The 25,257-nt window shown below is 62.5% G+C and carries 22 protein-coding genes; 6 read left to right on the top strand and 16 right to left on the bottom strand.

From position 1 onward, the window contains the following. Window positions 1-3 precede the first annotated feature (3 nt). Together ACFWXH_RS16040 and ACFWXH_RS16035 are read left to right on the top strand one after the other, a co-directional pair. Window positions 4-1,017, top strand: a complete 1,014-nt coding sequence (locus ACFWXH_RS16040) for a Gfo/Idh/MocA family protein (RefSeq protein ID WP_379122236.1) — start codon at window positions 4-6, stop codon at window positions 1,015-1,017. 20 nt (window positions 1,018-1,037) lie between these two features. Then, window positions 1,038-2,036, top strand: a complete 999-nt coding sequence (locus ACFWXH_RS16035; protein ID WP_379121822.1) for an ABC transporter ATP-binding protein — start codon at window positions 1,038-1,040, stop codon at window positions 2,034-2,036. A gap of 66 nt (window positions 2,037-2,102) precedes the next feature. Here the strand turns inward: ACFWXH_RS16035 and ACFWXH_RS16030 are convergent, their stop codons facing one another. Further along, on the bottom strand, window positions 2,103-2,930 hold the full coding sequence (locus ACFWXH_RS16030; protein ID WP_379121820.1) for a ferredoxin--NADP reductase: 828 nt from the start codon (window positions 2,928-2,930) through the stop codon (window positions 2,103-2,105). A 199-nt stretch (window positions 2,931-3,129) separates the two neighbouring features. On the opposite strand from ACFWXH_RS16030, the gene ACFWXH_RS16025 reads away from it, so the two are divergent. Together ACFWXH_RS16025 and ACFWXH_RS16020 are read left to right on the top strand one after the other, a co-directional pair. Further along, entirely contained in the window at window positions 3,130-5,217 is a 2,088-nt protein-coding gene (locus tag ACFWXH_RS16025) for a hydantoinase/oxoprolinase family protein (RefSeq protein ID WP_379121818.1), read from the top strand. After that, window positions 5,214-6,899 carry a hydantoinase B/oxoprolinase family protein gene (locus ACFWXH_RS16020; protein ID WP_379121816.1) on the top strand — a complete coding sequence of 562 codons (1,686 nt, stop codon included), beginning with the start codon at window positions 5,214-5,216 and terminating at the stop codon, window positions 6,897-6,899. The genes ACFWXH_RS16025 and ACFWXH_RS16020 overlap by 4 nt, the downstream gene beginning before the upstream one ends. Before the next feature lie 23 nt (window positions 6,900-6,922). Here ACFWXH_RS16020 and ACFWXH_RS16015 read toward each other — a convergent pair whose 3' ends face one another. The 13 genes from ACFWXH_RS16015 to ACFWXH_RS15955 all read right to left on the bottom strand — a co-directional run bounded on the left by ACFWXH_RS16015 (window position 6,923) and on the right by ACFWXH_RS15955 (window position 21,441). Beyond that, the gene (locus ACFWXH_RS16015) at window positions 6,923-7,672 is read right to left on the bottom strand and encodes an ABC transporter ATP-binding protein (RefSeq protein WP_379121814.1); all 750 of its coding nucleotides are present in this window, start codon (window positions 7,670-7,672) and stop codon (window positions 6,923-6,925) included. Beyond that, window positions 7,669-8,511 carry an ABC transporter ATP-binding protein gene (locus ACFWXH_RS16010; protein ID WP_379121812.1) on the bottom strand — a complete coding sequence of 281 codons (843 nt, stop codon included), beginning with the start codon at window positions 8,509-8,511 and terminating at the stop codon, window positions 7,669-7,671. Before ACFWXH_RS16010 ends, ACFWXH_RS16015 begins: the two co-directional genes overlap by 4 nt. Next, window positions 8,508-9,434, bottom strand: coding sequence for a nickel transporter permease (nikC, locus tag ACFWXH_RS16005; protein WP_054311751.1), 927 nt, complete (start codon window positions 9,432-9,434; stop codon window positions 8,508-8,510). Before nikC ends, ACFWXH_RS16010 begins: the two co-directional genes overlap by 4 nt. Continuing rightward, window positions 9,431-10,426, bottom strand: coding sequence for an ABC transporter permease (locus ACFWXH_RS16000; protein ID WP_244483429.1), 996 nt, complete (start codon window positions 10,424-10,426; stop codon window positions 9,431-9,433). Before ACFWXH_RS16000 ends, nikC begins: the two co-directional genes overlap by 4 nt. Window positions 10,427-10,516: 90 nt before the next feature. Further along, window positions 10,517-12,160, bottom strand: coding sequence for an ABC transporter substrate-binding protein (locus tag ACFWXH_RS15995; protein ID WP_379121810.1), 1,644 nt, complete (start codon window positions 12,158-12,160; stop codon window positions 10,517-10,519). 163 nt (window positions 12,161-12,323) lie between these two features. Next, window positions 12,324-13,532: a 3-oxoadipyl-CoA thiolase gene (gene pcaF, locus ACFWXH_RS15990; RefSeq protein WP_379121808.1), complete on the bottom strand. Its 1,209-nt coding sequence runs from the start codon at window positions 13,530-13,532 to the stop codon at window positions 12,324-12,326. 69 nt (window positions 13,533-13,601) lie between these two features. Then, entirely contained in the window at window positions 13,602-14,654 is a 1,053-nt protein-coding gene (locus ACFWXH_RS15985) for a D-alanine:D-lactate ligase-like protein (RefSeq protein ID WP_379121806.1), read from the bottom strand. Between the two features lie 119 nt (window positions 14,655-14,773). Beyond that, complete coding sequence (locus tag ACFWXH_RS15980) at window positions 14,774-15,646, bottom strand: SMP-30/gluconolactonase/LRE family protein (RefSeq protein WP_379121804.1); 873 nt, start codon at window positions 15,644-15,646, stop codon at window positions 14,774-14,776. Then, on the bottom strand, window positions 15,643-16,284 hold the full coding sequence (locus tag ACFWXH_RS15975; RefSeq protein ID WP_379121802.1) for a 2-dehydro-3-deoxy-6-phosphogalactonate aldolase: 642 nt from the start codon (window positions 16,282-16,284) through the stop codon (window positions 15,643-15,645). Before ACFWXH_RS15975 ends, ACFWXH_RS15980 begins: the two co-directional genes overlap by 4 nt. After that, window positions 16,281-17,225 carry a 2-dehydro-3-deoxygalactonokinase gene (locus ACFWXH_RS15970; protein ID WP_379121800.1) on the bottom strand — a complete coding sequence of 315 codons (945 nt, stop codon included), beginning with the start codon at window positions 17,223-17,225 and terminating at the stop codon, window positions 16,281-16,283. Before ACFWXH_RS15970 ends, ACFWXH_RS15975 begins: the two co-directional genes overlap by 4 nt. Further along, window positions 17,222-17,989 (bottom strand): SDR family NAD(P)-dependent oxidoreductase, encoded by a 768-nt coding sequence (locus tag ACFWXH_RS15965; RefSeq protein ID WP_379121798.1) that lies wholly within the window; start codon window positions 17,987-17,989, stop codon window positions 17,222-17,224. The genes ACFWXH_RS15970 and ACFWXH_RS15965 overlap by 4 nt, the downstream gene beginning before the upstream one ends. 260 nt (window positions 17,990-18,249) lie before the next feature. Continuing rightward, window positions 18,250-19,599 (bottom strand): putative bifunctional diguanylate cyclase/phosphodiesterase, encoded by a 1,350-nt coding sequence (locus ACFWXH_RS15960; RefSeq protein WP_379121796.1) that lies wholly within the window; start codon window positions 19,597-19,599, stop codon window positions 18,250-18,252. Between the two features lie 117 nt (window positions 19,600-19,716). Beyond that, on the bottom strand, window positions 19,717-21,441 hold the full coding sequence (locus ACFWXH_RS15955; protein ID WP_379121794.1) for a GtrA family protein: 1,725 nt from the start codon (window positions 21,439-21,441) through the stop codon (window positions 19,717-19,719). Between the two features lie 290 nt (window positions 21,442-21,731). Here ACFWXH_RS15955 and ACFWXH_RS15950 point away from each other — a divergent pair, with 290 nt between their 5' ends. Beyond that, window positions 21,732-22,373 (top strand): class I SAM-dependent methyltransferase, encoded by a 642-nt coding sequence (locus ACFWXH_RS15950; RefSeq protein WP_379121792.1) that lies wholly within the window; start codon window positions 21,732-21,734, stop codon window positions 22,371-22,373. On the opposite strand, the gene ACFWXH_RS15945 is transcribed toward ACFWXH_RS15950, so the two are convergent. Together ACFWXH_RS15945 and ACFWXH_RS15940 are read right to left on the bottom strand one after the other, a co-directional pair. Continuing rightward, on the bottom strand, window positions 22,374-22,793 hold the full coding sequence (locus ACFWXH_RS15945) for a GtrA family protein (protein ID WP_379121790.1): 420 nt from the start codon (window positions 22,791-22,793) through the stop codon (window positions 22,374-22,376). Further along, a complete protein-coding gene (locus tag ACFWXH_RS15940) occupies window positions 22,780-24,036 on the bottom strand; it encodes a glycosyltransferase family 2 protein (RefSeq protein ID WP_379121788.1) in 1,257 nt (418 codons plus the stop codon). Before ACFWXH_RS15940 ends, ACFWXH_RS15945 begins: the two co-directional genes overlap by 14 nt. 153 nt (window positions 24,037-24,189) lie before the next feature. Between ACFWXH_RS15940 and gshB the strand changes: the two genes are divergently transcribed. Beyond that, window positions 24,190-25,131, top strand: a complete 942-nt coding sequence (gene gshB, locus ACFWXH_RS15935) for a glutathione synthase (protein WP_379121786.1) — start codon at window positions 24,190-24,192, stop codon at window positions 25,129-25,131. Window positions 25,132-25,257: the final 126 nt, after the last annotated feature.

The raw sequence follows: 25,257 nt of genomic DNA, 5'->3' as shown, positions 1-25,257 counted from the left end.
AATATGGGCCGCAGCCATGCGCTGGCTTATTACAACAACCCGGGTTTCGAGATCGCTGCCCTGGTCAACCGCTCGGACGTGCCGCTGCCGGGTGGCCTGGCCGGCCATGAGATCCGCCGTTCCTTCGAAGACGCACTGCGCGACGAGAAGCCGGAGCTGGCCTGCATCGCCACCTATTCCGACAGCCACGCCGACTATGCGGTGAAGGCGTTCGAGGCCGGCTGTCACGTTTTCGTGGAAAAGCCGCTGGCCACGACGGTTGCTGACGCTCGGCGCGTCGTCGATGCAGCCAAGGCCAACGGCAAGAAGGTGGTGATCGGCTATATCCTGCGTCACCACCCGTCCTGGATGCGGCTGATCGCCGAAGCCCGCAAGCTCGGTGGCCCCTATGTCTTCCGCATGAACCTCAACCAGCAGTCGTCGGGCCATACCTGGCAGACACACAAGCAACTCATGCAGACGACATCGCCGATCGTCGACTGCGGCGTGCACTATCTCGACGTGATGCTGCAGATCACCGATTCCGCGCCGATCGAGGTGCGCGGCATGGGCGTGCGCCTGTCCGATGAGGTCGCGCCCTCCATGTACAATTACGGCCACCTGCAGGTGCTGTTCGAGGACGGTTCGGTAGGCTGGTACGAGGCCGGCTGGGGTCCGATGATCTCGGAGACGGCCTTCTTCGTGAAGGATGTGATGTCGCCGAACGGTTGCGTGTCGATCGTCATGGCCGAGGGCGTGAAGTCGGACGACATCGACACGCACACCAAGACTTCGACCATCCGCCTGCACCAGGCCGCGACCGGCCCGGACGGCAAGTTCCTGAAACCCGACGAACTGCTTTCCATGGAAGGCGAACCGGGCCACCAGGAGCTCTGCGACTTCGAACAGGCCTTCGTTCTGAAGGCCATTCGCGAGAACATCGACCTCACCCGTCATATGGACGACGCCGTGCGTTCGCTTGCCGTCTGCCTCGCGGCCGACGAAAGCGTGCGCACCGGCAAGCCCGTCAAACTCTAACAATCGAGCGAGGAAAAGCCGTGGGCTCTCTGAAGATCGAGAATGTCAAGAAATCCTTCGGTCCGGTGGATGTGCTGAAAGGCATCGACCTCGACGTCAAGGATGGCGAATTCGTCGTCTTCGTCGGCCCGTCAGGTTGCGGCAAGTCGACCCTGCTGCGCGTCATCGCTGGCCTGGAGGATGCAACCTCCGGCCGGGTGCTGATCGATAGCCAGGAAGTCACCGCAACGCCACCGGCCAAGCGCGGCATCGCCATGGTGTTCCAGACCTATGCGCTCTATCCGCACCTCAGCGTGCGCGACAACATGGCGCTCGGCCTGAAGCAGGCCGGTGAGCCGGCCGCTGAGATCGACAAGCGCATCACCGCCGCTTCCACCATGCTGTCGCTGGAGCCCTATCTCAAGCGCCGCCCGGCGGAACTGTCCGGTGGTCAGCGCCAGCGTGTCGCCATCGGCCGTGCCGTGGTGCGCGAGCCGAAGCTGTTCCTGTTCGACGAGCCGCTGTCGAATCTCGATGCGGCTCTGCGCGTCAACACGCGCCTGGAGATCGCCCAGCTGCACCGCCGCCTCAAGGCGACCATGATCTATGTCACCCACGACCAGGTCGAGGCGATGACCTTGGCCGACAAGATCGTGGTGCTGAACGCTGGCCGTATCGAGCAGATCGGCGCGCCGATGGAACTCTACCATTCGCCGGCCAATGAATTCGTTGCCGGCTTTATCGGCTCGCCGAAGATGAATTTCATCGACGGCGCCAGACTGGGCGAGAGCGTCAAGACTGTCGGCGTGCGCCCCGAACATCTGACGGTCGACAAGAAGGCAGGCACCTGGAAGGGCACGGTGGTCCACACTGAACATCTCGGCGCCGACACCAACGTCTATCTCGACTGCGAGAAGGCAGGCCTGATCACCGTGCGCATCTTTGGCGTCTACGATGCCGAGCCCGGCTCGACGCTTTACGCGACGCCGGATACGGGCAAGACCTACCGCTTCGATGCGGACGGCAAGACTGTGAAATAGAACAAAGACGGTAAAATAGAAAATGGCGCCATCAGGCGCCATTTTCATGTTGCTGGACTCTGGAAATCAGCCGACGAAGGCGCGCTCCACCACGAAGCTTGCCGGAGCACTCAGCGAACCCTCGACGAAGCCGAGGTTCTCGGCCATCTCCTTGACGTCCTTCAGCATGTGCATCGAACCGCAGATCATGATGCGGTCGGTTTCCGGGTTCAGCGGCTCGATGCCGAGATCCGTGTAGAATTTGCCCGAACCCACCAGTGCTGTGATGCGGCCCATGCGGTCCGATGTTTCACGTGTCGTCGAATTGTAGAGCGTGACACGGCCATTGGTGAACTCGCCGATCAGCGGATCGTCGGCCAGAGAAGTCACCAGTTCCTGACCGTAGGAGAGTTCGGCGACATCGCGGCAGGTGTGGGTCAGGTAGACGTGTTCGAACTTCTCGTAGGTATCGGGATCGCGCAGCAGGCTGGCGAAAGGCGCGATGCCGGTGCCGGTCGAGATCATGAACAGGCGCTTGCCCGGCGTCAGCGCGTCCAGCACCAACGTTCCGGTCGACTTCTGGCGCATCAGGATGGTGTCGCCGGGCTGGATCTTCTGCAGGTGCTGGGTCAGCGGGCCGTCCGGTACCTTGATCGAGAAGAACTCCAGCTCTTCGTCCCAGGCGGGGCTTGCCACCGAATAGGCGCGGAACACCGGCTTCTCCGCATTCGGCAGGCCGATCATCACGAATTCGCCGGAGCGGAAGCGCAGCGACTGCGGCCGGGTGATGCGGAAGGCGAAAAGACGGTCGGTGTAGTGTTTCACCGAAACGACCTTCTCGGCATAGACATTCGCCGGAATCGGAAATTCCAGCGGCTTGGCGGCGTCCGTGCTGGGGGCGGAAGCGGTGCTCATAGAACCAACCTTTTCCTGATGCTTAAGCTGTCCTGCGCGCCCGTTTGGCGGGTCCCGATATGCCTCGGCATTCTGCTGGGGGCAGGCTCTTGTGTCGGAAATCTATTAGTATACAAATGAACTTAGCGTCAAGATCGAGCCGCGGAACGCCTTTCCAAACTGGCCCCTATCCGCAGTTGGGACATTTCGGATTTTGGCAATGGATGAGAAAGTTCCGGCGCAGTCGGACCCAGCGCGATCAGATAGCGTCGTGGCCGGCATCGATGTCGGTGGTACCTTCACCGACCTGATCCTCATCGACGGCCGCAACGGCGGCAAGGTCCGCATCGCCAAGACGCCGACGACTCTCGACAACCAGGCTTTCGGCGTTGTTTCGGCACTCGGAGCAACCGGCTTCTCCGCTTCCGCCATCGATCTCATCGTTCACGGCACGACGACGACGACCAATGCGGTGCTGGAACGCAGGCTGGCCAGGACCGGCATGATCACCACGGCGGGTTTTCGCGACGTGATCGAACTCGGTCGCCGCACGCGCCCGCAGGCTTATGGCATGACCGGGACCTTTGTGCCGGTCATACCCCGCAATCTGCGGCTGGAAGTCGCCGAGCGCATGGAAGCATCCGGCTCGGTGCGTGTGCCGCTGGATGAGGGCGCCGTACGACAAGCGGTGCAAGCGCTGCTGGCAGCCGGCTGCGAATCCCTCGTTGTCCATTTCCTGCACGCCTATGCCAATCCGACGCATGAGCGCCGCGCAGCCGAGATCGCAGCGGAGCTTTGGCCGAACGACCACATCACCGCCGGCCACACGCTTTTGTCGGAAGCGCGCGAGTTCGAGCGCGGCGTGACGGCTTCCGTCAATGCTGCCGTGCAGCCGATCCTGGAGCGTTATGTCGCCCGCCTGCGCAAAGAGTTGGCCGCTCAAGGCTACGAACGCGACTTCCTGATCATGAACGGCAATGGTGGTATGATCTCGGCGCGTTTCGTGGCGCGAGAGGCTGCCAAGACGGTGATGTCGGGTCCGGCCTCTGGCGTCATTGCCGCTGCCTATACCGGTCGTCGCTCCGGCCATCGCAATCTCGTCACCTACGACATGGGTGGCACCTCCACCGACGTGGCGCTGATCCGCGATGCGGAACCCGCGGTCTCCAACGAGATCGAACTCGAATACGCCATGCCGATCCACGTACCGATGGTGGCTGTGCATACCGTCGGGGCGGGTGGCGGGTCGATCGCCCGTGTCGATGCCGCCGGCCTTATCCGCGTCGGACCGGAAAGCGCCGGTGCGAGTCCAGGTCCGATCTGCTACGGCCGCGGCGGCACCGACCCGACCATCACCGACGCCAATCTGGTGCTCGGCCGCCTTTCCCCGAACAAGCTGCTGGCCGTCGACAATCCGGTGACGGTGGAGAGCGTTGCCCGGGTGTTCGAAGACAGGATCGGGCTGTTCACGAACCTCTCCGGTGTCGAGGCCGCCGGCGCCGTGCTGAAGCTCGCCAATATGAAGATGGCGGGCGCGATCCGCATGGTTTCGGTCGGCCGCGGTCACGATCCGCGTGATTTCACCCTGTTCGCTTTTGGTGGCGCCGGCCCGCTGCATGCCAGCGCGCTGGCGCGCGAACTCGGCCTGCCGCGTGTCCTGGTGCCGGCGCGGCCGGGCATCACCAATGCGCTGGGCTGCGTGGTCGCCGACCTCAGGCACGATTTCGTCAACACGCTGAATCAACCGGTCGCCACCCTGGACGAGCAGCAGGTTCATGCTGTTCTCGACCATCATCGCACTGAGGGCGAGGCGCTGATCGCCAAGGAAGCGGTGAAGCCGCAGGCTGTCCGTATCAGCCATTCCGCCGACATGCAGTTCGTCGGCCAGACCCACCTGATCAACGTGCCGCTGCCGTCGTCCAAGGTCGACCGGGCCACGCTGCAAGACCTGTTCGAGAAGGCCTATTTTGCACGCTTCAAGGTCGAGTTGCCGGAAATCCGCGCCAATCTCGTCAACCTGAATACGTCAGTCATCGGCGTACGCTCGCAGATCGACCTTTCGACGCTGATCGATCCGGCTGGCCGCGCTTCCACGCTGAAGAAAGCGCGGCTGGAAATCCGCCCTGTCTGGTACGACGGCACCTGGCATGACACCCCCATCTATGCACGCGACGGGTTGCCGCTGGATGCCGTGATCAAAGGTCCTGCGATCATCGAGCAGATGGACGCCACCACCGTGCTCGAACCGGGCGACAAGGCTAAAAGCGATGCCGACGGCAACCTAATCGTGGAGGTTGGCAGCCGATGACGCACATCAAGCTCGATGCCATCACGCTGTCCGTCATCCAGGCGGCGTTGCAACAGGTGTGCGACGAGATGGATCTGACCTTTTCGCGCGCCGCTTTTTCACCGGTCATCGCCGAGGCCAACGACCGTTCCGATGGCATCTATTCCGCTGTCGACGGTTCGCTGATCGCGCAAGGCTCGCAGGGCCTGCCCGTCTTTGTCGGCGTCATGCAGCATTCGACCAGGACCGTGATCGAGATGATCGCGGCAGGGCGCTGCCTGCCGCCGCAGCCGGGTGACATCTACATCGTCAACGATCCCTATCTCGGCGGCACGCATCTGATGGATGTGCGTTTCGTCATGCCTGTCTATCGCGATGGCAACATCTTCTGCTGGCTATCCAACACCGGCCATTGGCCCGATATCGGCGGCGCCGTGCCGGGCGGCTTCTCCGCGTCGGCCACCGCCGTCGAGCAGGAAGGGCTGCGCCTGCCGCCGGTGAAGTTGTTCAAGAAAGGCGCGCTCGATCCCGAGATCTACGCCATCATCTGCTCCAACATCCGTGTGGCCGACCAGCGCATCGGCGACATCAAGGCACAGGCCGCGGCCCTTCTTGTCGGACAAGACAGGCTCGGCGAAATCCTCGATCGTTATGGCGACCAGACCGTTTCGGCGGCGATCCGGGAATTGCGTGAGCGTGCCGCCGAACAGATGCGCGCCAACATCGCGGCCATTCCCGACGGGATCTATCGCTCCAAGGCCTTTGTCGATTCCGACGGCGTAATCGACGAGCCGCTCACCATAGCGCTCGCCGTGGAGAAGAAGGACGAGACGCTGACCTTCGACTTCGCAGGTTCTTCAAAGCCCTGCGCCGGGCCGATGAACAGCGTGCTGGCCACAACGCTGTCTTCCGTTTATCTCGCCATGCGCCACATCTTCCCTGATGTGCCGATCAGCGCCGGTGCCTTCGAGCCGCTTGTCGTGAAAAGCCCTGAGGGGACCTTTTTGGATGCCAGATATCCGCGCCCGGTCTCGGGGTGCGCGGCGGAGGTGTCGCAGCGTATCGCCGAGGCGGTGTTCGCGGCCATGGTGCAGGCACTGCCGGGCAAGGTCACCGCGGCGCCTGCCGGCTCCAGCGGCAATTTCGCACTCGGCGGCCATGATCCGGCGCGTGGCCGTGACTATGTAATGTACCAGATCTCCGGCGGCGGTTATGGCGGCAATGCCTGGCACGACGGCCTGTCCAATGGCTGCTCGACCATCGGCATCTCGAAGTCACCGCCGGTCGAGATCATGGAACAGGCTTTTCCGGTGCTCTACCGGCACTATGCGTTGCGTGAAGGTTCCGGCGGTGCCGGCAGGCACCGCGGCGGTCTTGGCCTCGCCTATGAAGTCGAACTGCTGCGGGGCGAAGCGCGTGCCTCTTTCGTCATGGATCACGGTCGTTTCGGTCCGCAAGGCGTGCTCGGCGGCAAGGACGGTGCGGTCAACACCGTGACGGTGATCCGTGACGGCAAGGAGCATATCCCGGCCCATCTCTCCAAGGAGCAGGATATCCCGCTGAAGGCCGGCGACCGGGTGCGTGTCGGCACGCCGGGCGGTGGCGGTTACGGCAACCCGCTCGAACGCTCGACCGAGGCCGTCCGGCATGATGTGGTCATGGGGTATTACACGCCCGAAGAGGCGAGCCGGCTGTTCGGATAACCGGCGGCCGGCGAGAAGTGGCGTCACCCCGCCCTGACGAAGCCCTCGGATGCCTTGAGCAGGCGTTTTGTGTAGTCCTGGGCGACGTTGTGGGAGACGAGGTCGGCTGCGGCGAGCTGTTCGACCGCCTCGCCGTTCTGCATGACCATCAGGCGCTCGCACATGTGGTTGATGACGGCGAGATCGTGGCTGACCATGAGGTAAGTAAGCTTGCGGTCACGCCGCACCTGCTCGAGCAAGTTCAGCACTTCCGCCTGCACCGAGGCATCGAGCGCCGAGGTCGGCTCGTCGAGCAGCAGGATCGAAGGCTCCAGGATCAGCGCGCGTGCGATCGCCACACGCTGGCGCTGGCCGCCTGAGAGCTGGTGCGAATAGCGGAAGCGGAAGCCGGAGCCTAGCCCCACTTCCTCCAGCGCGCGGCGGATGCGGACCTCGCTATCGCCGATGCCATGGATGGCAAGCGGCTCCTGCAACAACCGGTCCACGGTCTGGCGTGGATGCAGCGAACCATAGGGGTCCTGGAACACCATCTGCACCTGCCGGTAGAAGGCCTTGTCGCGATGGCGGCCGAGCGGCTTGCCGTTGACGGCGATGCTGCCCGAGGCGACCGGGGCAAGCCCGGCAATGGCGCGCAGCAGCGTCGATTTGCCCGAACCGGATTCGCCGACCAAGCCGAAGGATTCGCCGGGCTGCACCGCGACGCTGACGCCCTTCAGGGCCCGGAACTGGTCGAAGACGACCTCGACCCTGTCTGCCAGAAGTGCCGCCGTCATGCCGCCCACTCCGCCTTGCGTGCCAGCACCGGCAACGGATGCCGGTCGGCGCCGATCTTCGGCATGCAGTCGAGCAGGCCTTGCGTGTAGGGATGTTGTGCGTTGGCCAGTTCCGAGGCCGGCAGCTGTTCCACCACCTTGCCGGCATACATGACCACGACACGGTCGCAGAAGGAGGAGACCAGCCTCAGATCGTGCGAGATGAAGATCAGGCCCATGCCACGTTCCGCCACCAGCCGGTCGAGGATGGCGAGCACATCGAGCTGCACCGTCACGTCGAGCGCTGAAGTCGGCTCATCGGCGATCAGGAGCTCAGGGCCGGCAACCAGCATCATGGCGATCATGGCGCGCTGGCCCATGCCGCCCGACACTTCATGCGGATAAAGATCGAAGACACGCTTCGGATCGCGGATCTGGACTGCCGCCAGCATGTCGAGGGCACGTTCGCGGGCTTCGGCCCTGGAGACCCTCTCATGAGTACGCAAGGTCTCGACGATCTGGCGGCCGATGCTGATGACGGGATCGAGGGAGTATTTCGGATCCTGCAGGATCATGGCGACACGCTTGCCACGCAGGGCGCGGCGCTCGCGCGCCGGCAGCGACCGGAGATCGATACCGTCGAACTCCAGCCTGTCCGCCGTCACCTCGGCGCGGGGATCGGTGAGGCCCATGATGGCGCGGCCGGTCTGCGACTTGCCGGAGCCGGATTCACCGACGATACCGAGCCGTTCGCGACCGAGCGAGAAGGACACGCCCCTCACTGCCTCGATGACACCGGTGCGGGTGGGAAAGCGGACTTTGAGGTTCTCTACCTCAAGCAGATTTTTATCCACGCTCATTGGCCCGAACTCCTTGGATCGAGCGCATCGCGCAGGCCGTCACCCAGAAGGTTGAAACCGAGGCTGACGATCAGGATCGCCATGCCGGGCATGGCCGCCACCCACCATTGATCGAGGATGAAACGGCGGCCCGACGCGATCATCGCGCCCCATTCCGGCAAGGGTGGTTGAGCGCCGAGACCGAGGAAGCCGAGGCCGGCGGCGATGATGATGATGCCCGCCATATCGAGCGTGACACGCACGATCAGCGACGAGATGCACATCGGCATGATATGCCGCAGGATGATGCGCCCCGGCGATGCCCCCATGATCTCGACTGCCTTGATGTAATCGGAGTTGCGCACCATCAGCGTTTCGGCGCGGGCGATGCGGGCATAAGGCGGCCAGGAGGTGATGGCGATGGCGATGATGGCATTCTCGATGCCGGGTCCGAGCGCCGCCACGAAGGCCAGCGCCAGGATCAGCTTCGGGAAGGCGAGGAAGATGTCGGTGATGCGCATCAGCACCGCATCGGTCCAGCCGCCGGCATAGCCCGCGACAGTCCCGACGACGAGGCCGATGGGTGCGGCGATCAACGCAACCAGCACGATGACATAGAGCGTCAGCCGCGAGCCATAGATGACGCGCGAAAGGATGTCGCGGCCCTGGTCGTCGGTTCCCATCCAATGCGCCCAATCGGGTGGCAGCAGGCGTGAACCCCGCAGATCGCCGACCACTGGAGAATAGGGCGCCAGCAGGCCGGCGAAGATGGCGACGAACACCAGCGCCAGGATGATGAAGAGGCCGACCACCGCCAGCTGGTTGGCTGTGAAACGGCGCCAGGTCATGTAGGCACGGCCGAGCCGCGCCTGAGAGCGCGATTGTGGCCGCTCCGAAAGCAGCCATTCGCGCCAGCTCATCGCAGAGGTGTCGGTTACGCTCATGACCGCGTCCTCGGATCGAGAAGTTGGTAGAGCAGGTCCGACAACAGGTTCAGGGCAATGAACACCGCGCCGATGACGACCGTGGCGCCGAGCACCGCATTCATGTCGGCATTCTGCAGCGAATTGGTGAGATAAAGGCCGATGCCGGGCCACGAGAAGACGGTCTCGGTCAGCACTGAGCCTTCGAGCAAGGTGGCGTAGGACAACGCGATCACCGTCACCAGCGGCACGGCCGCGTTGCGCAGCGCATGGCCCCAGATGATGCGTGCCTCCGACAGGCCTTTCGCGCGTGCGGCCACGACATATTCCTGGGCAAGTTCGTTCAGCATGAAGGACCGTGTCATGCGGCTGATATAGGCCATAGAGATATAGCCCAGCAGCGAGGCCGGCAGGATGATGTGCGAGAAGACATCGCGGAATACGCCCCAGTCGCGCTGGATGATGGCGTCGAGCAGATAGAGCCCGGTGACCGGCGTGAAGGTGTATTCATAGGCGATGCCGATGCGCCCGGGTCCTTCGACCCAGCCGAGCCTGGCGTAGAAGACCAGAAGCCCCAGCAGCCCGAGCCAGAAAATCGGCATGGAATAGCCGATCAAGCCAATCACGCGCACCGCCTGGTCGATGAAAGAGCCACGCTTGACCGCCGCCAGCACGCCGAGCGGAATGCCGAACAACAGGCCGATCAGCGTGCCGACCGTCGCCAGTTCCAGCGTCGCCGGGAACACGCGGCGGATATCCTGCATGACCGGGTAGGTCGACAGCACGGACGTACCGAAATCGCCTTGCAGCGCCTTCTGGACGTAAAGCAGGAACTGTTGCCAGACGGGCAGGTCGAAGCCGTACTGCTGACGTGCGGCCGCCACCACGCTGGCCGGCGCACGGTCGCCGACGATCGCCAGCACCGGGTCGATCGGCATGACGCGGCCGATGAAGAATGTCACCGCGATCAGCCCGAGGAAGGTGACCGCGGCGATGAAGACAAAGCGCAGCAGCGCGAACCCGAGGGCAGAGGCTTTTTTGCTCCTCCGCCCTGGCTCATTGGTCGTGTGGGCGACAGACAACGTACGTTACTTGGTCACTGTTTACTTGGTTACTGGCGCCACAAAATTGGTGTCGAAGGTTGGCCCGAGCTTGAAGCTCTGCACGTTCTTGCGTAGGCCGGCAACCTCGGTCTGTTGCCAGATGAAGTTGAACGGACCCTGTTCACGGATCTTCTTCTGGATGCCCTGATACATCTGGGTGCGCTTGGCAGCATCGCGCTCGAGCAATGCCGCTGCTGATTCCTTCTGGATTTCCGCCGGAACATCCCAGGCATTGCGCCAGGCCAACGTCTTGTTCATGGAATCGTCGGCGTTGTTGGGATTGGTGGCGAAGGTCTCCGAGTTGGAATTCGGATCCCAATAGTCGACGCCCCATTGCAGAATGGCGATGTCGTGTTGACGGGCACGATAACGGGTCAGAAGCTGTTTGAAGTCTTCCGGCACGAGTTCGATCTTGATGCCGGCCTGCGCTGCCGTCTGCTGGATCGATTCGGCAACACCGGATTCCGGCTGGCCGCTGCGCGTATCCATGGTGACGGAGAACCCGTCTGCCAGGCCCGCCTTGGCAAGCAGCTCCTTCGCCTTGGCGACATCGAATTTGTAGGGCTTGTCATCGACGGCGCCCAGAATGCCCTTGGGCAGGAAGTTCTGGTGCACCACGCCGATGCCCTTGAGCAAGGTATCGCCCAACGCATCATAGTCGATCAGATATTTGAAGGCTTCCCGCACCTCCGGCTTGGCCAGATTGGGGTTCTTCTGGTTGAGGCTGACGTAATAGACCGTGCTCTTCGGCGCAGCGACGGTGGCGAGGTCGGCATTCTTGCCGACGGCCTCGTAGTCGCCCGGCTGCAGGTTGCGGGCGATGTCGATATCGCCCTTTTCCAGGAGCAGCCGCTGCGCGGCACTTTCCTTGACGTGGCGATAGATGACGCGCGTCATGTTGCCCTTGGTGCCATAGTAGTTGTCGTTGCGTTCCAGCACCACGACTTCATTCGCCCGCCATTCGCGCGTCTTGTACGGACCCGAACCGGCATAATTGGTCTTCAGCCAGGCATTGCCGAAATCATTGTCGAACTTGTAATCGGCGCTTGGCGTGGCAGCGGCCACATGTTCCTTGACCAGCTTGCTGTCGACGATGGCGCCGACAGTAGCGGTCAGGCAGTTCAGCACGAAGCTCGGTGCATAGGCCTTGTCGACCGTGAACACGAAGGTGGTCGCATCCGCCGCCTTGGCCTTTTCGGCGACGTTGTCGCCCGTGAGCCCGAACTGCTGGATGATGAAGGCTGGGCTCTTGTTGAGCTTGACCGCGCGCTCGAATGACCAGGCGACGTCTTCGGCGGTGATCGGGTTGCCGGAGGCGAATTTCAGGTCGGGCTTCAATTTGAAGGAATAGGTCAGCGCATCGTCCGAGACGGTCCAGCTTTCAGCAATACCGCCGACCACCTTGGTGGTGTCGTTGGCGTCGAGGCGGACCAGCATGTCGTAGGTGTTGCCGGTGATTTCGCCGGTCGACAGCTCGAACGCTTCGGCTGGATCAAGCGAGATGATGTCATCGATCGCCCAGGCCTGGACCAGCGTATCGGGCGGCGTATCGGCCAGCGCCGGCGAACCGGCATAAACCAGGGCGGCAAGCGCGGCACCCGTCAGAAAGGTGCGCGAACGGAGAGCGATCTTATGCATCATCATGGATTTCCCTGTTTTCGTCGCCCCATGTTCCCCGTTCGGGACGCGACGTCGCTGCGTCGGATAGGCTCCGTTTGTTGAAGCCTCGAACAACCATATCCGGCGCCTTTCGACCCGGCAACGAGCATTTGTGTGACAAAAGCCGATTGAGTTAAAACGCCGTTCCTCACACCCTTTCGAGTGCGATGGCGATGCCTTGGCCGACGCCGATGCACATGGTGGCGAGTGCGAGGCGGGCGTTGCGTTCCTTCAGTTCCAGCGCCGCCGTGCCGGTGATGCGGGCACCTGACATGCCGAGCGGATGACCGAGCGCGATGGCGCCGCCGTTCGGGTTGATGTGGGAAGCATCCTCGACAAGGCCAAGCTCGCGCAGCACGGCGATGCCTTGCGCGGCGAAGGCCTCGTTGAGCTCGATGACATCGAAGTCCTGCGGTGTCAGGTTGAGCCGGGCGCAGAGCTTCCTGGTGGCCGGCACCGGGCCAATGCCCATGATGCGTGGTTCGACACCGGCAGTCGCAGCACCCAGCACGCGCGCGATCGGGGTGAGCCCATATTTGGCGACAGCGGCTTCCGACGCCACGATCAGCGCGGCCGCGCCATCATTGACGCCCGAGGCATTGCCGGCCGTCACCGTGCCGCCCTCCTTGCGGAAAGGCGTTCCGAGCTTCGCCAGCGTCTCCACCGTGGTGCCGGCACGCGGATGTTCGTCCTTGGAGACGACGATCGCATCGCCCTTCCTCTGCGGGATGGTGACGGGGACGATCTCCTTGGCCAGCCGGCCATTGGCCTGTGCGGCCACCGCCTTCTCCTGGCTGCGCACCGCAAAGGCGTCCTGGTCTGCCCGGCTGACGGCGAACTGTTCGGCGACGTTCTCGCCCGTCTCCGGCATGGAATCGATGCCGTACTGCTTCTTCATCAGCGGATTGACGAACCGCCAGCCGATGGTGGTGTCGTGGATTTCGGCATGGCGCGAAAAGGCGGTCTCGGCCTTGGGCATGACGAAGGGAGCGCGGCTCATCGATTCCACGCCGCCGGCAATCATCAGTTCGGCTTCACCTGCCTTGATGGCACGCGCGGCAATCGCCACCGCATCCATGCCCGAACCGCACAGCCGGTTGACTGTCGAGCCCGGCACCGAGACCGGCAGGCCGGCCAGAAGCAGCGCCATGCGGGCGACGTTGCGGTTGTCCTCCCCAGCCTGGTTGGCGCAGCCATAATAGACATCGTCGACCGCATCCCAGTCGACACCGGCATTGCGGGCCACCAGCGCCCTGATCGGCTCCGCGCCGAGATCGTCCGCACGCACCGAGGCAAGCACCCCGCCGAACCGGCCGATCGGCGTGCGAACGTAGTCGCAAATATAGGCTTCGCTCATGTCGTGATTCCTTCCCTCGCCCGCGCCGGCCGGCGCAGAGCCATCCGATCGCGTCGGATTGTCTTGATTTCAGCCCACCAGACGGCGAGCAGCGGTTTCGGCCATGGCCTCGGCTAAGCTCATCGACCAGTGTGCGCGACAATAGGCGCGGAAATCGAAACAGGGCAAGCCGGGGCAGACCTCGAATTCGATCAGATGAACCGTATCGTCGGCATCGACACGCAGATCGATGGAAAAGACGTCGCGCAGGCCAAGGCCATTCATCAGCGTCATGGCAATGCGGCGGATTTCGGCATCCGCCGATGGTTGGGTTGCGGCGAGCGGTACAAGTGCAGGCTCGACATAGGCACCGCTTGCCCTGGCATCGGCGCCGCTATCGCCGTAAAGCGCCAGACTGTCGGCCATGGTCTGGAAATCGCCGCCGGAATCGACCAGGAAAATCCCCAGCGACGACATATCGGCGTGTCCCGTCACATCGAGAAAGCTGGCCCGCACATTGCGGCCGGCGACATAGGGCTGCACGACGACATCGTCGCGGTAATGCGAGAAGACGCGGCGGCTCAACTCCAGGGCATGGTCGAGGTCGCGACAGTGCGAATCCGGCCAGATGCCTATCTTGGCGCCGAGCCGGTTCGGTTTCACGAACCAGCCATTCTCGCAGGCCGGCGGTTCGACCAGCCAGCGGCCGTCGCGAGCTAGGCCGGCTTGCGGTACCGGCAGACCGAGAGCCGCAAGCACCGCGCCGGAGCGGAACTTGTCCTGGCAGAGCGCAAAGAGGGAATCGTCTGCGCCGAGTGTTCTTGAGTTCGCGAGCCGGGCCAGGGCAGGGGCGCTCCCGCCGCGGAAATAGGCGATGCCATCCGTCAGCGTCCAGACGAGCGAGGTGGCAGGATCTGCGCTGGTGATCGCGGCGGCTGCCTGGTCCAATTCCAGGGGCGTGAAGGTGATGCCGCGCTTTGCCGCCTCGCGCCAGATCTCGGCAAATTCAGGCGCGAGATCGGTCGATTGGGCGAGATAGGATGAAATCTCCGCCGCTCGCTCCGTCGGATATCCTTGGCTCATCAGCCGGTCGAGGCAAGCTTTTTCCGGTTCGTAGACGAGGAAGAGACGCGGTTGCGGCATGGCGGCTGAGGACCAGTGAAATTGGCACCAGTCTCGCTGCCGGACTGTCGCTCGGTTCCGACGAAATCGACCCTGCGTGGCCACGCCAGCGACCAGAGCGGAATGCGATCAGCTGGCGCTCAGATCAGCACACGTGGCTCAAACCGACCTCTGACCGGGAAATCGATCAGGAACGTCTTGCCGGCGTCGGGATCGGCGGCTCGCTGCGCTTCGTCCTGGTCTGCCCATGCCGAAGTCACGGCCAACCGATCGGCATCCGCACCGATAAAGGCCGGACAGGACGGCTGGGTGACAGGCATCGGTATTGAGCGCACCAGCTTGCCGTCAGGTGCAAAGGCGTTGACGGCCGAAGCACCCCAGCACGCATTCCAGAGGATGCCGTCGCGATCGACGACTGAGCCATCGACATAACCGACATTCTGCCGATGATCGCCGAAGAGTTTGGGTTCACCCGTCGGCAGGCCTGTAGCCGGATCGCAGTCGACCCGCATCAGCAGCTTTTCCTCGCTGTCGACGTAATAGGCGACAGTTCCATCTTCGCTGAAGGCAATGGAGTTGGGCACGGTGATGCCGTCATAGAGTTTGCGCAGCTCACCCTTGAAGAACCAGTAGATGGCGCCCGCTTTCTTCTCGTGAGTCTTGCTCATGGTGCCGAGCCAGAAGGCGCCGCACGGATGCACGCGCGCATCATTGGAGCGGGTGCCTTTGTTCTCAGCCTCGACCGGCGTGTGAAGCGTGAGCTTGCCGGTCGCGGCATCCCGTACATGCAGGCCGGTTTCCATGAAGACCAGCTGCCGCTTGTCATCGATGGTTGCGATGGCGCTCGCCATCTGGCCGAGGTCGTGGGCTTTGGTGGCGCCACTGCGACCGCGCTCCAGCAACTGGCCATGCACGATGTTGAACCAGTAGAGCGTTCCGGTCGCCTGATCGTAGCTCGGGCCCTCGCCGAGTTCGCAGACGTAGTCGGACAGGACCGAGACGATGCCAGTCATTTCTGCTCTCCAAAAACCTGATCCCAAACGGCGACAGCGGCTTCGGCACGCGCGGCGACGTCGGCCACCGTCATGCCCGGCTTGAACAGGCTGGAACCCAGCCCGAAGACACTGACGCCTGCCGTCTTGTAGCCGGCGAAGTCCTTTTCGGAGACGCCGCCCACCGCTCCCACCGGCGTATTGGCCGGCAGGACCGCGCGCATGGCGGCAATGCCGCCCGGACCGAGCACGCTGGCCGGAAAGAACTTGAGCGCCGAGGCGCCGAGCCGGATCGCCTGGAAGGCCTCTGTCGGCGTGAAAACCCCTGGCATGGTGACCATGCCGTGATGCGCGGCGCGGCGCATGACGTCGGCATCGATGTTCGGACTGACCAGAAGTCGTCCATCGGCGCGCTTCAACGCGTCGACATCCTCGGCGGTCAGCACCGTGCCGGCGCCAACCAATGCTTCATCCGGCAATGCCTTCACGATGGACGCAATGGACACGAACGGATCGGGTGAGTTCAGCGGCACCTCGATGGCCTCGATGCCGGCCCGGTAAATCGCCTCGGCAACGGCCACCGCTTCGTTCGGATGCAGGCCGCGCAAGATCGCGACGAGACCGCGCTTCAGTTTCGGAAACGGTGCGGTGAGGCTCATGTGGTTCCTTTCTCGCCGGCAATCATGCCGTTTTCTCGCGCAGCGGCAAACAGACCGGCGCGCACGGCGGCTTCCGCATCGACGGATCGAACCTGAAGTCCGGCCAGTTCCAATGCCTCGGCATAAAGTGCGCCGAGCGCCCCCGATCCCACCAGCACCACCGATTCACCGCCAGTTCCGTAGCGGCGCTGGGCCGAAGCGATCTCGCCGCCGATGAGCAGTCCGGACAGGCGCGCGGCGGCATTGTCCGGCTTCAGATCCTGCAGCAGCCCTGCGGCGCGGATCGCAAACAGCCGCGACGAGACGTCACCACCATCTTCCAGCGCCTGCTGGCACCAATGGCGGAACTGCTCGTTTCCGGCAGCGACCGCGGCCGGATGCTCGCCCAGCGAATGGCGCAGGATCGAATGCGTCGCCAGTATCGAAAACAGCTCACCGGTCGGCCAGGTGCCGAAGCCGGTCACCGCACCGTCTTCCACCACGACCCACTTCGAATGCGTGCCGGGCATGCAGACGATATGCCGTCCTTCGGCTGGAAGATCCGCGCCGGCCAACTGTGTCTCCTCGCCACGCATCACATCCGGCGCATCCGCCAGCCGCTGTGCCAGGCCAGGGACGATACGCACGTCACGCGCTGTATCGGGCACGCGGATGGCGCCTCGCAGGATGGCGTCGATGGGCGCCGCTACATCGACATAGGGTGCCTCGATCCAGCCCTGGCGCGAGCCGGCCATACCGCAGATGACAACCGGCAAGGTTGCAGGAGCGCCCATGGCAGCGAGGTGCCGCTCAAGCACGGTCGAAAAGCCGGTTTCACGCGCCGTGATCAGGCCGTCATCGCCACGCCGCTCGGCCAGCACCTTGCCGTCGCCTGCAAGCAGCCAGGCACGCAGCCGGGTTGTGCCCCAGTCGATGGCGGCAATCGCAGGTGTCGTGCTCACAGCAGCCCTCCGTCGACGATCAGCGTCTGCGCCGTCAGCATGGCCGAGGCGTCCGAGGCGAGGAACAGGCACGGCCCAACCATGTCATCCGGATGCATTTCGCGCGGGATGGCCTGGCGGGCGATATGGGCTTCGAGCTTGCCGGGTGCGACCCAAAGTTGCCGTTGACGCTCGGTGATGACCCAGCCGGGCGCGATTGCGTTCACGCGGATGCCGTCCTTGCCGTAGCGGCCCGCAAGCCCCTTGGTCAGGCCGATGATGCCGGCTTTCGCGGCCGTATAGGCCGGCATGTCGCCGATGTTCAGCATGAAAGACGTCGAGGTGAAATTGACGATGGCGCCGTGACCCAATTTCTGCATTCCGGGCACGACCGCCTGGACGGTGAAGAAATGCGGCCGGAGGTTGATCGACAGATTGTCGTCCCATTCGTCGACGGTCACCGTCTCGGCGGCATGGCGGACGTCGTTGGCGGCGTTGTTGACCAATATGCTGACCGGTCCATGCGCCTGTTCGGCGGTCGTGACCGCCGCCCGCAGGGCTTCTATGTCGCGCAGATCGGCGTTGAGGAACAGCGGCTTCCGGCCAGTCAGGCTTGCGATCTCATCGCATAGCGTCTGGCTCTGTGATTCAGCGATATCGACAAAGGCTACTTTTGCACCCTGGCGGGCAAAGCCTTCCGTCAATCTGGCGCCGATGCCCGTGCCGCCGCCGGTGATCAACACCGACGCACCTTCCAGATCGGCGAACCGCGCCGATGGCATCATTGTGGTTTCCTCCCTTGCACATCGGCCCGAAAATCGGGATCGATTTCGGAAAGCACGACGCGCAGCTTCAAAATGTCAGAGCGTCCTTTGCGCGTTCGAAAGGACGCGCGGCGCTCTGGTCCGACGGCGCCGCATCCTAGCCAGCGGCTTGGCCGGGGCAAGCGTGAAAATGCTTATCGCATCATTTTGTCAGACAAATGGGAAAACCAGAAGAGAAGCCGCCATTTTGCGTGGACCGGCACCTGGCAAGGTTTCAGATTTCAGATCGCCTTGGCACGCAATGCGCCGCGAAAGGAATCCCGCAGATAGCCGAGCGTGGCATCGGCATTGGCCGGCTTGCCGAACAGATAGCCCTGGCCTCCGGCACAGCCGAACTGCACGAGCCTGTCGGCCTGCGCCTCCTGTTCGATGCCTTCCGCGACCACATCCATGCCGAGCCCTTCGCACATGGCAAGAATGGCGCGGATGATGTGCTCGGACGGGCGATCCTCCAGGATGGACGATACGAAGGCGCGATCGATCTTGAGTTTGTCGAAATTGAATTCGCGCAAGCGACCGAGCGACGACTGGCCGGTGCCGAAGTCGTCCAGCGAAACGCGGATGCCGACCCGGCGCAGGTCCTCGACGATCTTCTCGGCCGAGATTGGATCGTTCATCAGGCCGGTCTCGGTGATCTCGATCTCAAGCCGGCGTGGATCGAAACCGGTACGCTCCAGGATCGACAGGATGTGCAGCCCGGTGTTCTGGTCGACGAGCTGTGACGGCGACAGGTTGAAAGAGAGGAAGAGATCGCCTGGCCAGCCGCGCGCCGCTTCGGTGGCCTTGCGCAACACCAGCTGCGAGAGCGGACCGATGATGCCGCGCTCTTCGGCAATCGGAATGAAAACGGAAGGCGAGACGGGGCCGAGATCCGGATCCGACCAACGCGCCAGGGCTTCGAAACCAATGGTGCGACGCGTGCCGAGATCGACGATCGGCTGGAAATGTGGCTCGACTTCGCCGGCGGACACCGCACGGCGCAGGGCCTGTTCGATGCGGGTGACGCGCTTGGCAGCCTCTTCCATCTCGCGGGTGTAGACGACGACCTTGCCGCGGCCGGAGCGTTTGGCGTGATAGAGCGCCGTCTCCGCCTTGTTGAGCAGGATGTCGGTCGTCTCCTCGCCGGAATAGAACAGCGAGCAACCAGTGGAGGCCGAGAGCCTGGCGGTGCGTTCGCCGACATCGTAGGGCGCCGACAGGATCTCGATCAGCATGCGCGCCCGCTCGGTGGCGGCCTCTTCGCTGAACACCATCGGATAGAGGAAGGCAAATTCATCGGCGCCGATGCGGCAGACCGTGGAATGGCTGTCCATCGAGGCGCGCAGACGCATCGCCACCTGGATCAGGATGTCGTCGCCGGCCTTGTGGCCGAACAGGTCGTTGATGGGTTTGAAGCCGTCGAGATCGAGGATGCCGACGGCAAAGGGAGCGGGGTCGTCCGAGCGGTCCGCGATGAGGCGCTCCACCTTGTCGAAGAAACGACGGTGGTTGCCGAGGCCGGTCAACGGATCGGTGAAGGCCAGATCCGTATTTTCCCTGTTCGTCTGCCCGGTGCCAAACGACGTTTGCATCGGCGTCCCTGTTCTTATTCTGGAATTTCCTGTCAGAGTGACAGCAAACCGTTTAAGAAAGGTATCTCGAATATAAGCCGGCGCTTCCGCATCAGGCCAAGATGATGGCGCCGAAGGTTAGCCGGATTTGACCCGGTAAAGTTTGAGCGGTTCACCTGCGGTTTCCGGGATCGGTTCCAACCAGGCCGGCGGTTGGCCCTTGATCAGGGAGGCCAGGAAGCCATCCGGCGCTCGCGTTACGAGCAGCTTGGTCTCGGCGTTACCCGGGCAGAGTGCGACAATACCGACCCTGTTTGCCTTGATTATCGCCTTGGCGTCGGCCTCCGATCCGAGGAACGCGTCGAGTGCAAGCAAATTGCCCACGACGTTGCGATGATACAGCGACGCGAGAGCACGATGATCCGTGTACATCACGATCGGCGACCCGAGGTTGGAAACAGCGAGAACAGTGGTCGCCGGCTGTGTTGCAAGGCTGAGAAACTGCTGCCTGCCATCGCAGCTTGCTGCGGAGGCGGCGGCATCGAGTTGCGGCTCCATCCTATCTTCAATGGAGACCGCCGCTGCAGCTGCGACCGTCCAGCTGAAGTTGAAAGAAATGATCCAGGCTGCGGCCATGCGCAATGAAGCGAGCCCGGAGGGATGTTTTTGAGCGTGTTGGCGCCAGACGCCGATCCAGGCCGAAAGCGGTATTACGGCAAAAGCAATCGAGAAGGGTGATCCCCGCACCTGCCAGGCGCTCACGACAAAGGCGACGATCAGCAACGCCGCAACCAGCGTATCCTCACGCCGCCAGTCGTCGCGGCGGCGGCGCAGTGCCATCAGTATGAGAGCTGCAGCGGGTGTCGCGTAGCGTCCCGCCACCGAAATCCAGTCGTCCGCCAACAGTTGCCAGAGCGACCGTGCCTCGGTGATGTGAGCGAACCAGAACTCCCTCAGTCTCGGGTCAAGGTCACCATATGGCGCTGCCAGGCATTGCGGGAAGAAGACGAGCATGACGGCACCGAGCGTGATCGCCATGCAAACGATCGAAATGGAGCGTCGCCAGATCGTACCGCTCAGCACTTCCAGGCTGCATAGAGTGGCGAGGCCACCACCTGCAAGCACAGCGAGGGTGAACTGGAAGCTGGAAAAAGCATCACATCTCGCATCCGCCGTACCCCATGAGGAGGTCGGAACGGTGAGGATGAAGACGAGCGCCGAGGTGCCAGCAAAACCCAGGCCAAAATTGCGGGCGATCGGTCGTTCGTGATCGCCGTCGATGAGAAACATCACCGTCAGCGTAAGACCCAGCGTTGCCACGTAGGGCGTGGTTTCCATACCCACCGCCAACATCAAGGCGGCACATATACCGGATCCGATTGCCGCTCGGCTCTTTCCTGGCGCAATCATCGCCAGATAAAGCGCGCCACAAGCCAGCGTGAGCTGTACATTGTGATGATCGAACGAATTCGGTGAAAAAGTGCCGATGAAATAAAGCGCTGTGCCGCCAATCACTATTGCCGGAAGCACCGCGCCCGCTCCACCGAAGAAACGAGCGGCTCGAATCAGGATGAAAATGCAAGCGAAATAGAGCAGGAGCGGCCAGATGCTCCCCGCGAGGATCTCGGCCGTGGATTCGCTGGCGCCGAATGCACTGGCGGTCAGAATGATAGCGGCTATTGGCGCGTCGACCAATCGCGACCAGTGCATCACGAAACCGCCTTCCGGCCCCATACGATACTGATGCAGGTCGAACCAACCTTGGCCACCAAGAAAATCCCGCACCTCGACCAGCCTGAGCAGGCTGTCATTGTCACCGTGAGCGTCGGAAAGAGATGGAAAACCGATAAGCGCCGTTGTCATCAGAAAGAAAAGCATCGCGCAAGCCGCGAGTAGAAGATGATGCCGGCTTTCGGGATGAACTTGAGATTTCACGAGTCATTCGCAATCGGTGAACTGCTTTCCTAAAGGAAAGGGTACACCAGCAGCCTTCAATAAACTGTAAAGTGGCTTCCTTGTCGGCCGGGTCTCCATGGTTGGCTCTGTGCTGTCACGGCCGGCCTTTCCATGCGAGCCGGGCGAACTTGGTCTTAACGCATCTGGTATAGTTCTGGTGCGATCGCACGGCCGAAGACGTGAAGTGGAGCCTCGACATGGAAGGTCAGATATCCCAGGTGAACATGCTGAAGACCGCGGAGAAGAGGCTTCTCAATGCGGTGCATGGTCGGGCCGTATTCCGGCGCCGTGTTCGGATTCTGGCAGCACGCCTGGCGGAAGAACTCGGCAGCTCGGGCAGTGTTCTCGATCTCGGCTGCGGCGACGGATCAATTGCGCGCGCGATCATGGACATCAAGCCGGGGCTGACCTTTCGTGGCATCGACGTGATGTTACGGCCGCAAACGCATATTCCGGTCGAGCGCTTTGACGGCGAAATCATCCCTGCCCGCGAAAACACCTTTGATTGGGTGACGATTGTCGATGTCCTGCACCACACCGACAACCCAGGCCGACTTCTCGCGGAGGCCGCGCGCGTGGCGCGCAAGGGCGTGGTCGTCAAGGATCATCTGCGCGAAGGTTTCGCCGCATACACGACGCTGCGTGTCATGGATTGGGTGGGCAACAAGGGACACGATGTCCGCCTGCCCTACAATTATCTCAGTCGTGCCGAGTGGGACGAGGCATTCCATGGCGCCGGCCTCGAGATACAGAGCTGGCAGCAGAGCCTCCGGCTCTATCCCATGCCGATAGGCCTCGTCTGTGATCGGAATCTGCATTTCATCTCGACACTGCGGTAGTCAGCTCTCGCTGCTGACGAAAACCCAGTATTTGGAGAAGGCATAACTCATGATGGCTGCCGTGGCCGTAACGGCCATCGAGGTCTCCAGGGGCGCCCAGGCCAGGGTACTTCCGCACAGCTTCCCGACAAGACCCGCCGCGGTGGCGCAAACGACTTGAGCGACAGCGTAGCGCGACAAGGTCGAGCCGCCGCTGCTGATGTCTGAAAAAGTCCAGTCTCTTTGTGCCAGATAGGCTGCGCCGAATGCGACTGCGTAGCCGACCACGCTTGCCGTAAGAGCGGGTACGCCGAAATGCAGCAGCGTATAGGTCAGCACGAGCAGGAGGAGATTGGCTCCCGCACCGACAATAACGAAACGCAACAACCGGCCCTCGACCGGTCGCCGCCCGGTTGCGATGGTTTCTCTACTCTTGGCCAACGAGCGCCTCGTCGCTCTCTCTTATACTGCGTTTTAGCGGGATCTCCAGTACGCCAAGCAGGAAGGCGGAAAAGAAAAGCTGGAGCGAGATGACCACAAGGCTGAGGCCGAGCACCACGATGCGCGGAATTTCCGAATCGTTCAGTGGGCCGAAGCTTAGAAGCGCCCAGCGAACGGTTGCGTAACCAAAGAATAATGCCCCAGCGGTGAACAATATGCCCGCGTTGACCGCCAGCCTGTCGGTGCTGAGATAAGCCAACAGCCAGTCGGACCGACGGTTCTTGGGCAGGATACCGGTCAGATCGGCGTAGCGGCGGGAAATGGCACCGCAGGTGATCAATTGAACACCCGTGACGACCGCGAAACAGGCAGCGACGAAGGTGTTGAGGTCGAGTGACAGATTGTCGATGACCCTGAGCGGCCCGAACGCAAGAAGCGCCGCGAACATCAGGCCGATGCCGGTAAGGAACATGCCGGGAATGAAGAATAGCCAACGCGGATTGTACATCAGCAGGAATTTCAGATGTCGCCAGCCATCCCGCCACGTGCGCAGGTGTGGAGGCCTGCTGCGCCCGTCGGGCTTCAGCGTGGTTGGCACTTCCTCGATACGCAGCTTTGCCAACGCCGCGCGCACCACCATCTCGCTGGCGAACTCCATACCCGTCGTCTGCAGATTCAGTTTGCGGACAGAGTTCGTGCAGAAGCCACGAAGCCCGCAGTGGAAATCGCCTATTCGCAATCTGAAGAACAGCCTTCCAAGAAAAGACAGCACAGGATTGCCGAGGTAGCGATGCAGCTTTGGCATGGCTCCCGGTGCGATGCCGCCCGTGAAACGATTGCCCATGACGACATCGGCACCGCGGCGCAAGTGTTCTACAAAAAGGTCGAGCCGTTCGAAATCGTAGGAATCGTCTGCGTCGCCCATGATGATGAAGCGGCCACGCGCGGCGGCTATACCGCCGATCAGTGCGGCACCATAGCCTTTCTCCGCGACGGGAACCACACGGGCACCGAAGGTCGTTGCAATATGTTGTGAGCCGTCGGTGCTGCCATTGTCCGCGATCAACACCTCACCCACGATCCCCGATCGGCCGAGAAAATTTTTCGCCTTGAGAATGCACGTCGCCAGCGTCTCGGCCTCGTTGAGGCAAGGCATGAGGATGGTTAGTTCAATTGTCTCCAACGTCGGTTCGACAGCGAGAGGTCTACCGGTCTCGCGAAACTTCTTTGCTTGCACGCCCATTTTACTACCCCACCAGACCAAGCGGGGAGGACTATGCGTGGCAATGCCTTAAGATTTCGATGAAAGGTCGGTTGGGGCCGACGGATTGGCAGCCTGTGCGCTAGACGCTACATCATTGGCCATCAACAACAATGCGCTCAGCGGAGTCTCTGCATGTCCCTCAAAGTCGCCGTCCAGATGGATCATGTCTCGACCGTCAACATCGCCGGCGACACATCTTTCGCGCTTTCCCTGGAAGCGCAGCGGCGCGGCCACCGATTGTATCACTATACGCCGGACCGGCTGTCGCTGCGCGACGGCAAGGTCTTCGCCCGCATCGAGGAGATGCAGGTGCGGGATGTGAAGGGTGACCATTTCACGCTCGGCGAGGCGGTGCGCACGGACCTGTCGGAAATGGACGTGATCCTGCTTCGCCAGGACCCGCCTTTCGACATGAACTACATCACCACCACCCATATGCTGGAGCGCATCCACCCGCAGACGCTGGTGGTGAACGACCCGGCCTGGGTGCGCAACAGCCCCGAGAAGATCTTCGTCACCGAATTCGCGGACCTGATGCCGGAAACGCTGATCACCAAGGATCCGCTGGAAGTGGCCGCGTTCCGCAAGGAATTTGGCGACATCATCGTCAAGCCGCTCTACGGCAATGGCGGCGCCGGCATCTTCCATCTGCATGAGGCCGACCGCAATCTGGCCTCGCTGCTGGAAATGTTCGGCCAGCTGTTCCGTGAGCCCTATATCGTCCAGCGTTACCTGAAGGACGTGCGCAAGGGCGACAAGCGCATCATCCTGATCGACGGCGAACCGGTCGGCGCCATCAACCGCGTGCCTGCCGAATTCGAGTCGCGCTCCAACATGCATGTCGGCGGCCGCGCCGAAAAGACCGAGCTGACCGCGCGCGAGCGTGAGATCTGTGCCCGCATCGGTCCATCGCTGAAGGAGCGCGGCTTCATCCTCGTCGGCATCGACGTCATCGGCGACTACATGACCGAGATCAACGTCACCTCACCGACCGGCATTCGCGAAGTGAAGCGCTTCGGCGGTGCCGACATCGCCGCCCTGTTCTGGGATGCCGTCGAAGCCAAGCGCGGCTAGAGCTTTCGCCGTTTCACGGAAACAACGACTTTGCCTGCAAAACCGGCAGCAACCGGGTTGCATCTCATATGGTTGTTTGTTCCCGTATTGTTCTTGATCTGAACGGAAAACCATGCTTTTCTTGAC

Origin of the sequence: Mesorhizobium sp. NPDC059054, from assembly GCF_042739215.1 — a bacterium.
GTDB lineage: Bacteria > Pseudomonadota > Alphaproteobacteria > Rhizobiales > Rhizobiaceae > Mesorhizobium.
Note: the sequence above shows the minus strand (reverse complement) of the source record. Positions and strands in the feature narration are given on the sequence as shown.

Excerpts from the sequence above, each read along its gene's own strand:
- ACFWXH_RS16040 (WP_379122236.1), top strand. The coding sequence starts at position 4 with ATGGGCCGCAGCCATGCGCTGGCTTATTACAACAACCCGGGTTTCGAG.
- ACFWXH_RS16030 (WP_379121820.1), bottom strand. The coding sequence starts at position 2,930 with ATGAGCACCGCTTCCGCCCCCAGCACGGACGCCGCCAAGCCGCTGGAA.
- ACFWXH_RS16025 (WP_379121818.1), top strand. The coding sequence starts at position 3,130 with ATGGATGAGAAAGTTCCGGCGCAGTCGGACCCAGCGCGATCAGATAGC.
- ACFWXH_RS16020 (WP_379121816.1), top strand. The coding sequence starts at position 5,214 with ATGACGCACATCAAGCTCGATGCCATCACGCTGTCCGTCATCCAGGCG.
- ACFWXH_RS16015 (WP_379121814.1), bottom strand. The coding sequence starts at position 7,672 with ATGACGGCGGCACTTCTGGCAGACAGGGTCGAGGTCGTCTTCGACCAG.
- ACFWXH_RS16010 (WP_379121812.1), bottom strand. The coding sequence starts at position 8,511 with ATGAGCGTGGATAAAAATCTGCTTGAGGTAGAGAACCTCAAAGTCCGC.
- nikC (WP_054311751.1), bottom strand. The coding sequence starts at position 9,434 with ATGAGCGTAACCGACACCTCTGCGATGAGCTGGCGCGAATGGCTGCTT.
- ACFWXH_RS15995 (WP_379121810.1), bottom strand. The coding sequence starts at position 12,160 with ATGATGATGCATAAGATCGCTCTCCGTTCGCGCACCTTTCTGACGGGT.
- pcaF (WP_379121808.1), bottom strand. The coding sequence starts at position 13,532 with ATGAGCGAAGCCTATATTTGCGACTACGTTCGCACGCCGATCGGCCGG.
- ACFWXH_RS15985 (WP_379121806.1), bottom strand. The coding sequence starts at position 14,654 with ATGCCGCAACCGCGTCTCTTCCTCGTCTACGAACCGGAAAAAGCTTGC.
- ACFWXH_RS15980 (WP_379121804.1), bottom strand. The coding sequence starts at position 15,646 with ATGACTGGCATCGTCTCGGTCCTGTCCGACTACGTCTGCGAACTCGGC.
- ACFWXH_RS15975 (WP_379121802.1), bottom strand. The coding sequence starts at position 16,284 with ATGAGCCTCACCGCACCGTTTCCGAAACTGAAGCGCGGTCTCGTCGCG.
- ACFWXH_RS15965 (WP_379121798.1), bottom strand. The coding sequence starts at position 17,989 with ATGATGCCATCGGCGCGGTTCGCCGATCTGGAAGGTGCGTCGGTGTTG.
- ACFWXH_RS15960 (WP_379121796.1), bottom strand. The coding sequence starts at position 19,599 with ATGCAAACGTCGTTTGGCACCGGGCAGACGAACAGGGAAAATACGGAT.
- ACFWXH_RS15955 (WP_379121794.1), bottom strand. The coding sequence starts at position 21,441 with ATGACAACGGCGCTTATCGGTTTTCCATCTCTTTCCGACGCTCACGGT.
- ACFWXH_RS15950 (WP_379121792.1), top strand. The coding sequence starts at position 21,732 with ATGGAAGGTCAGATATCCCAGGTGAACATGCTGAAGACCGCGGAGAAG.
- ACFWXH_RS15940 (WP_379121788.1), bottom strand. The coding sequence starts at position 24,036 with ATGGGCGTGCAAGCAAAGAAGTTTCGCGAGACCGGTAGACCTCTCGCT.
- gshB (WP_379121786.1), top strand. The coding sequence starts at position 24,190 with ATGTCCCTCAAAGTCGCCGTCCAGATGGATCATGTCTCGACCGTCAAC.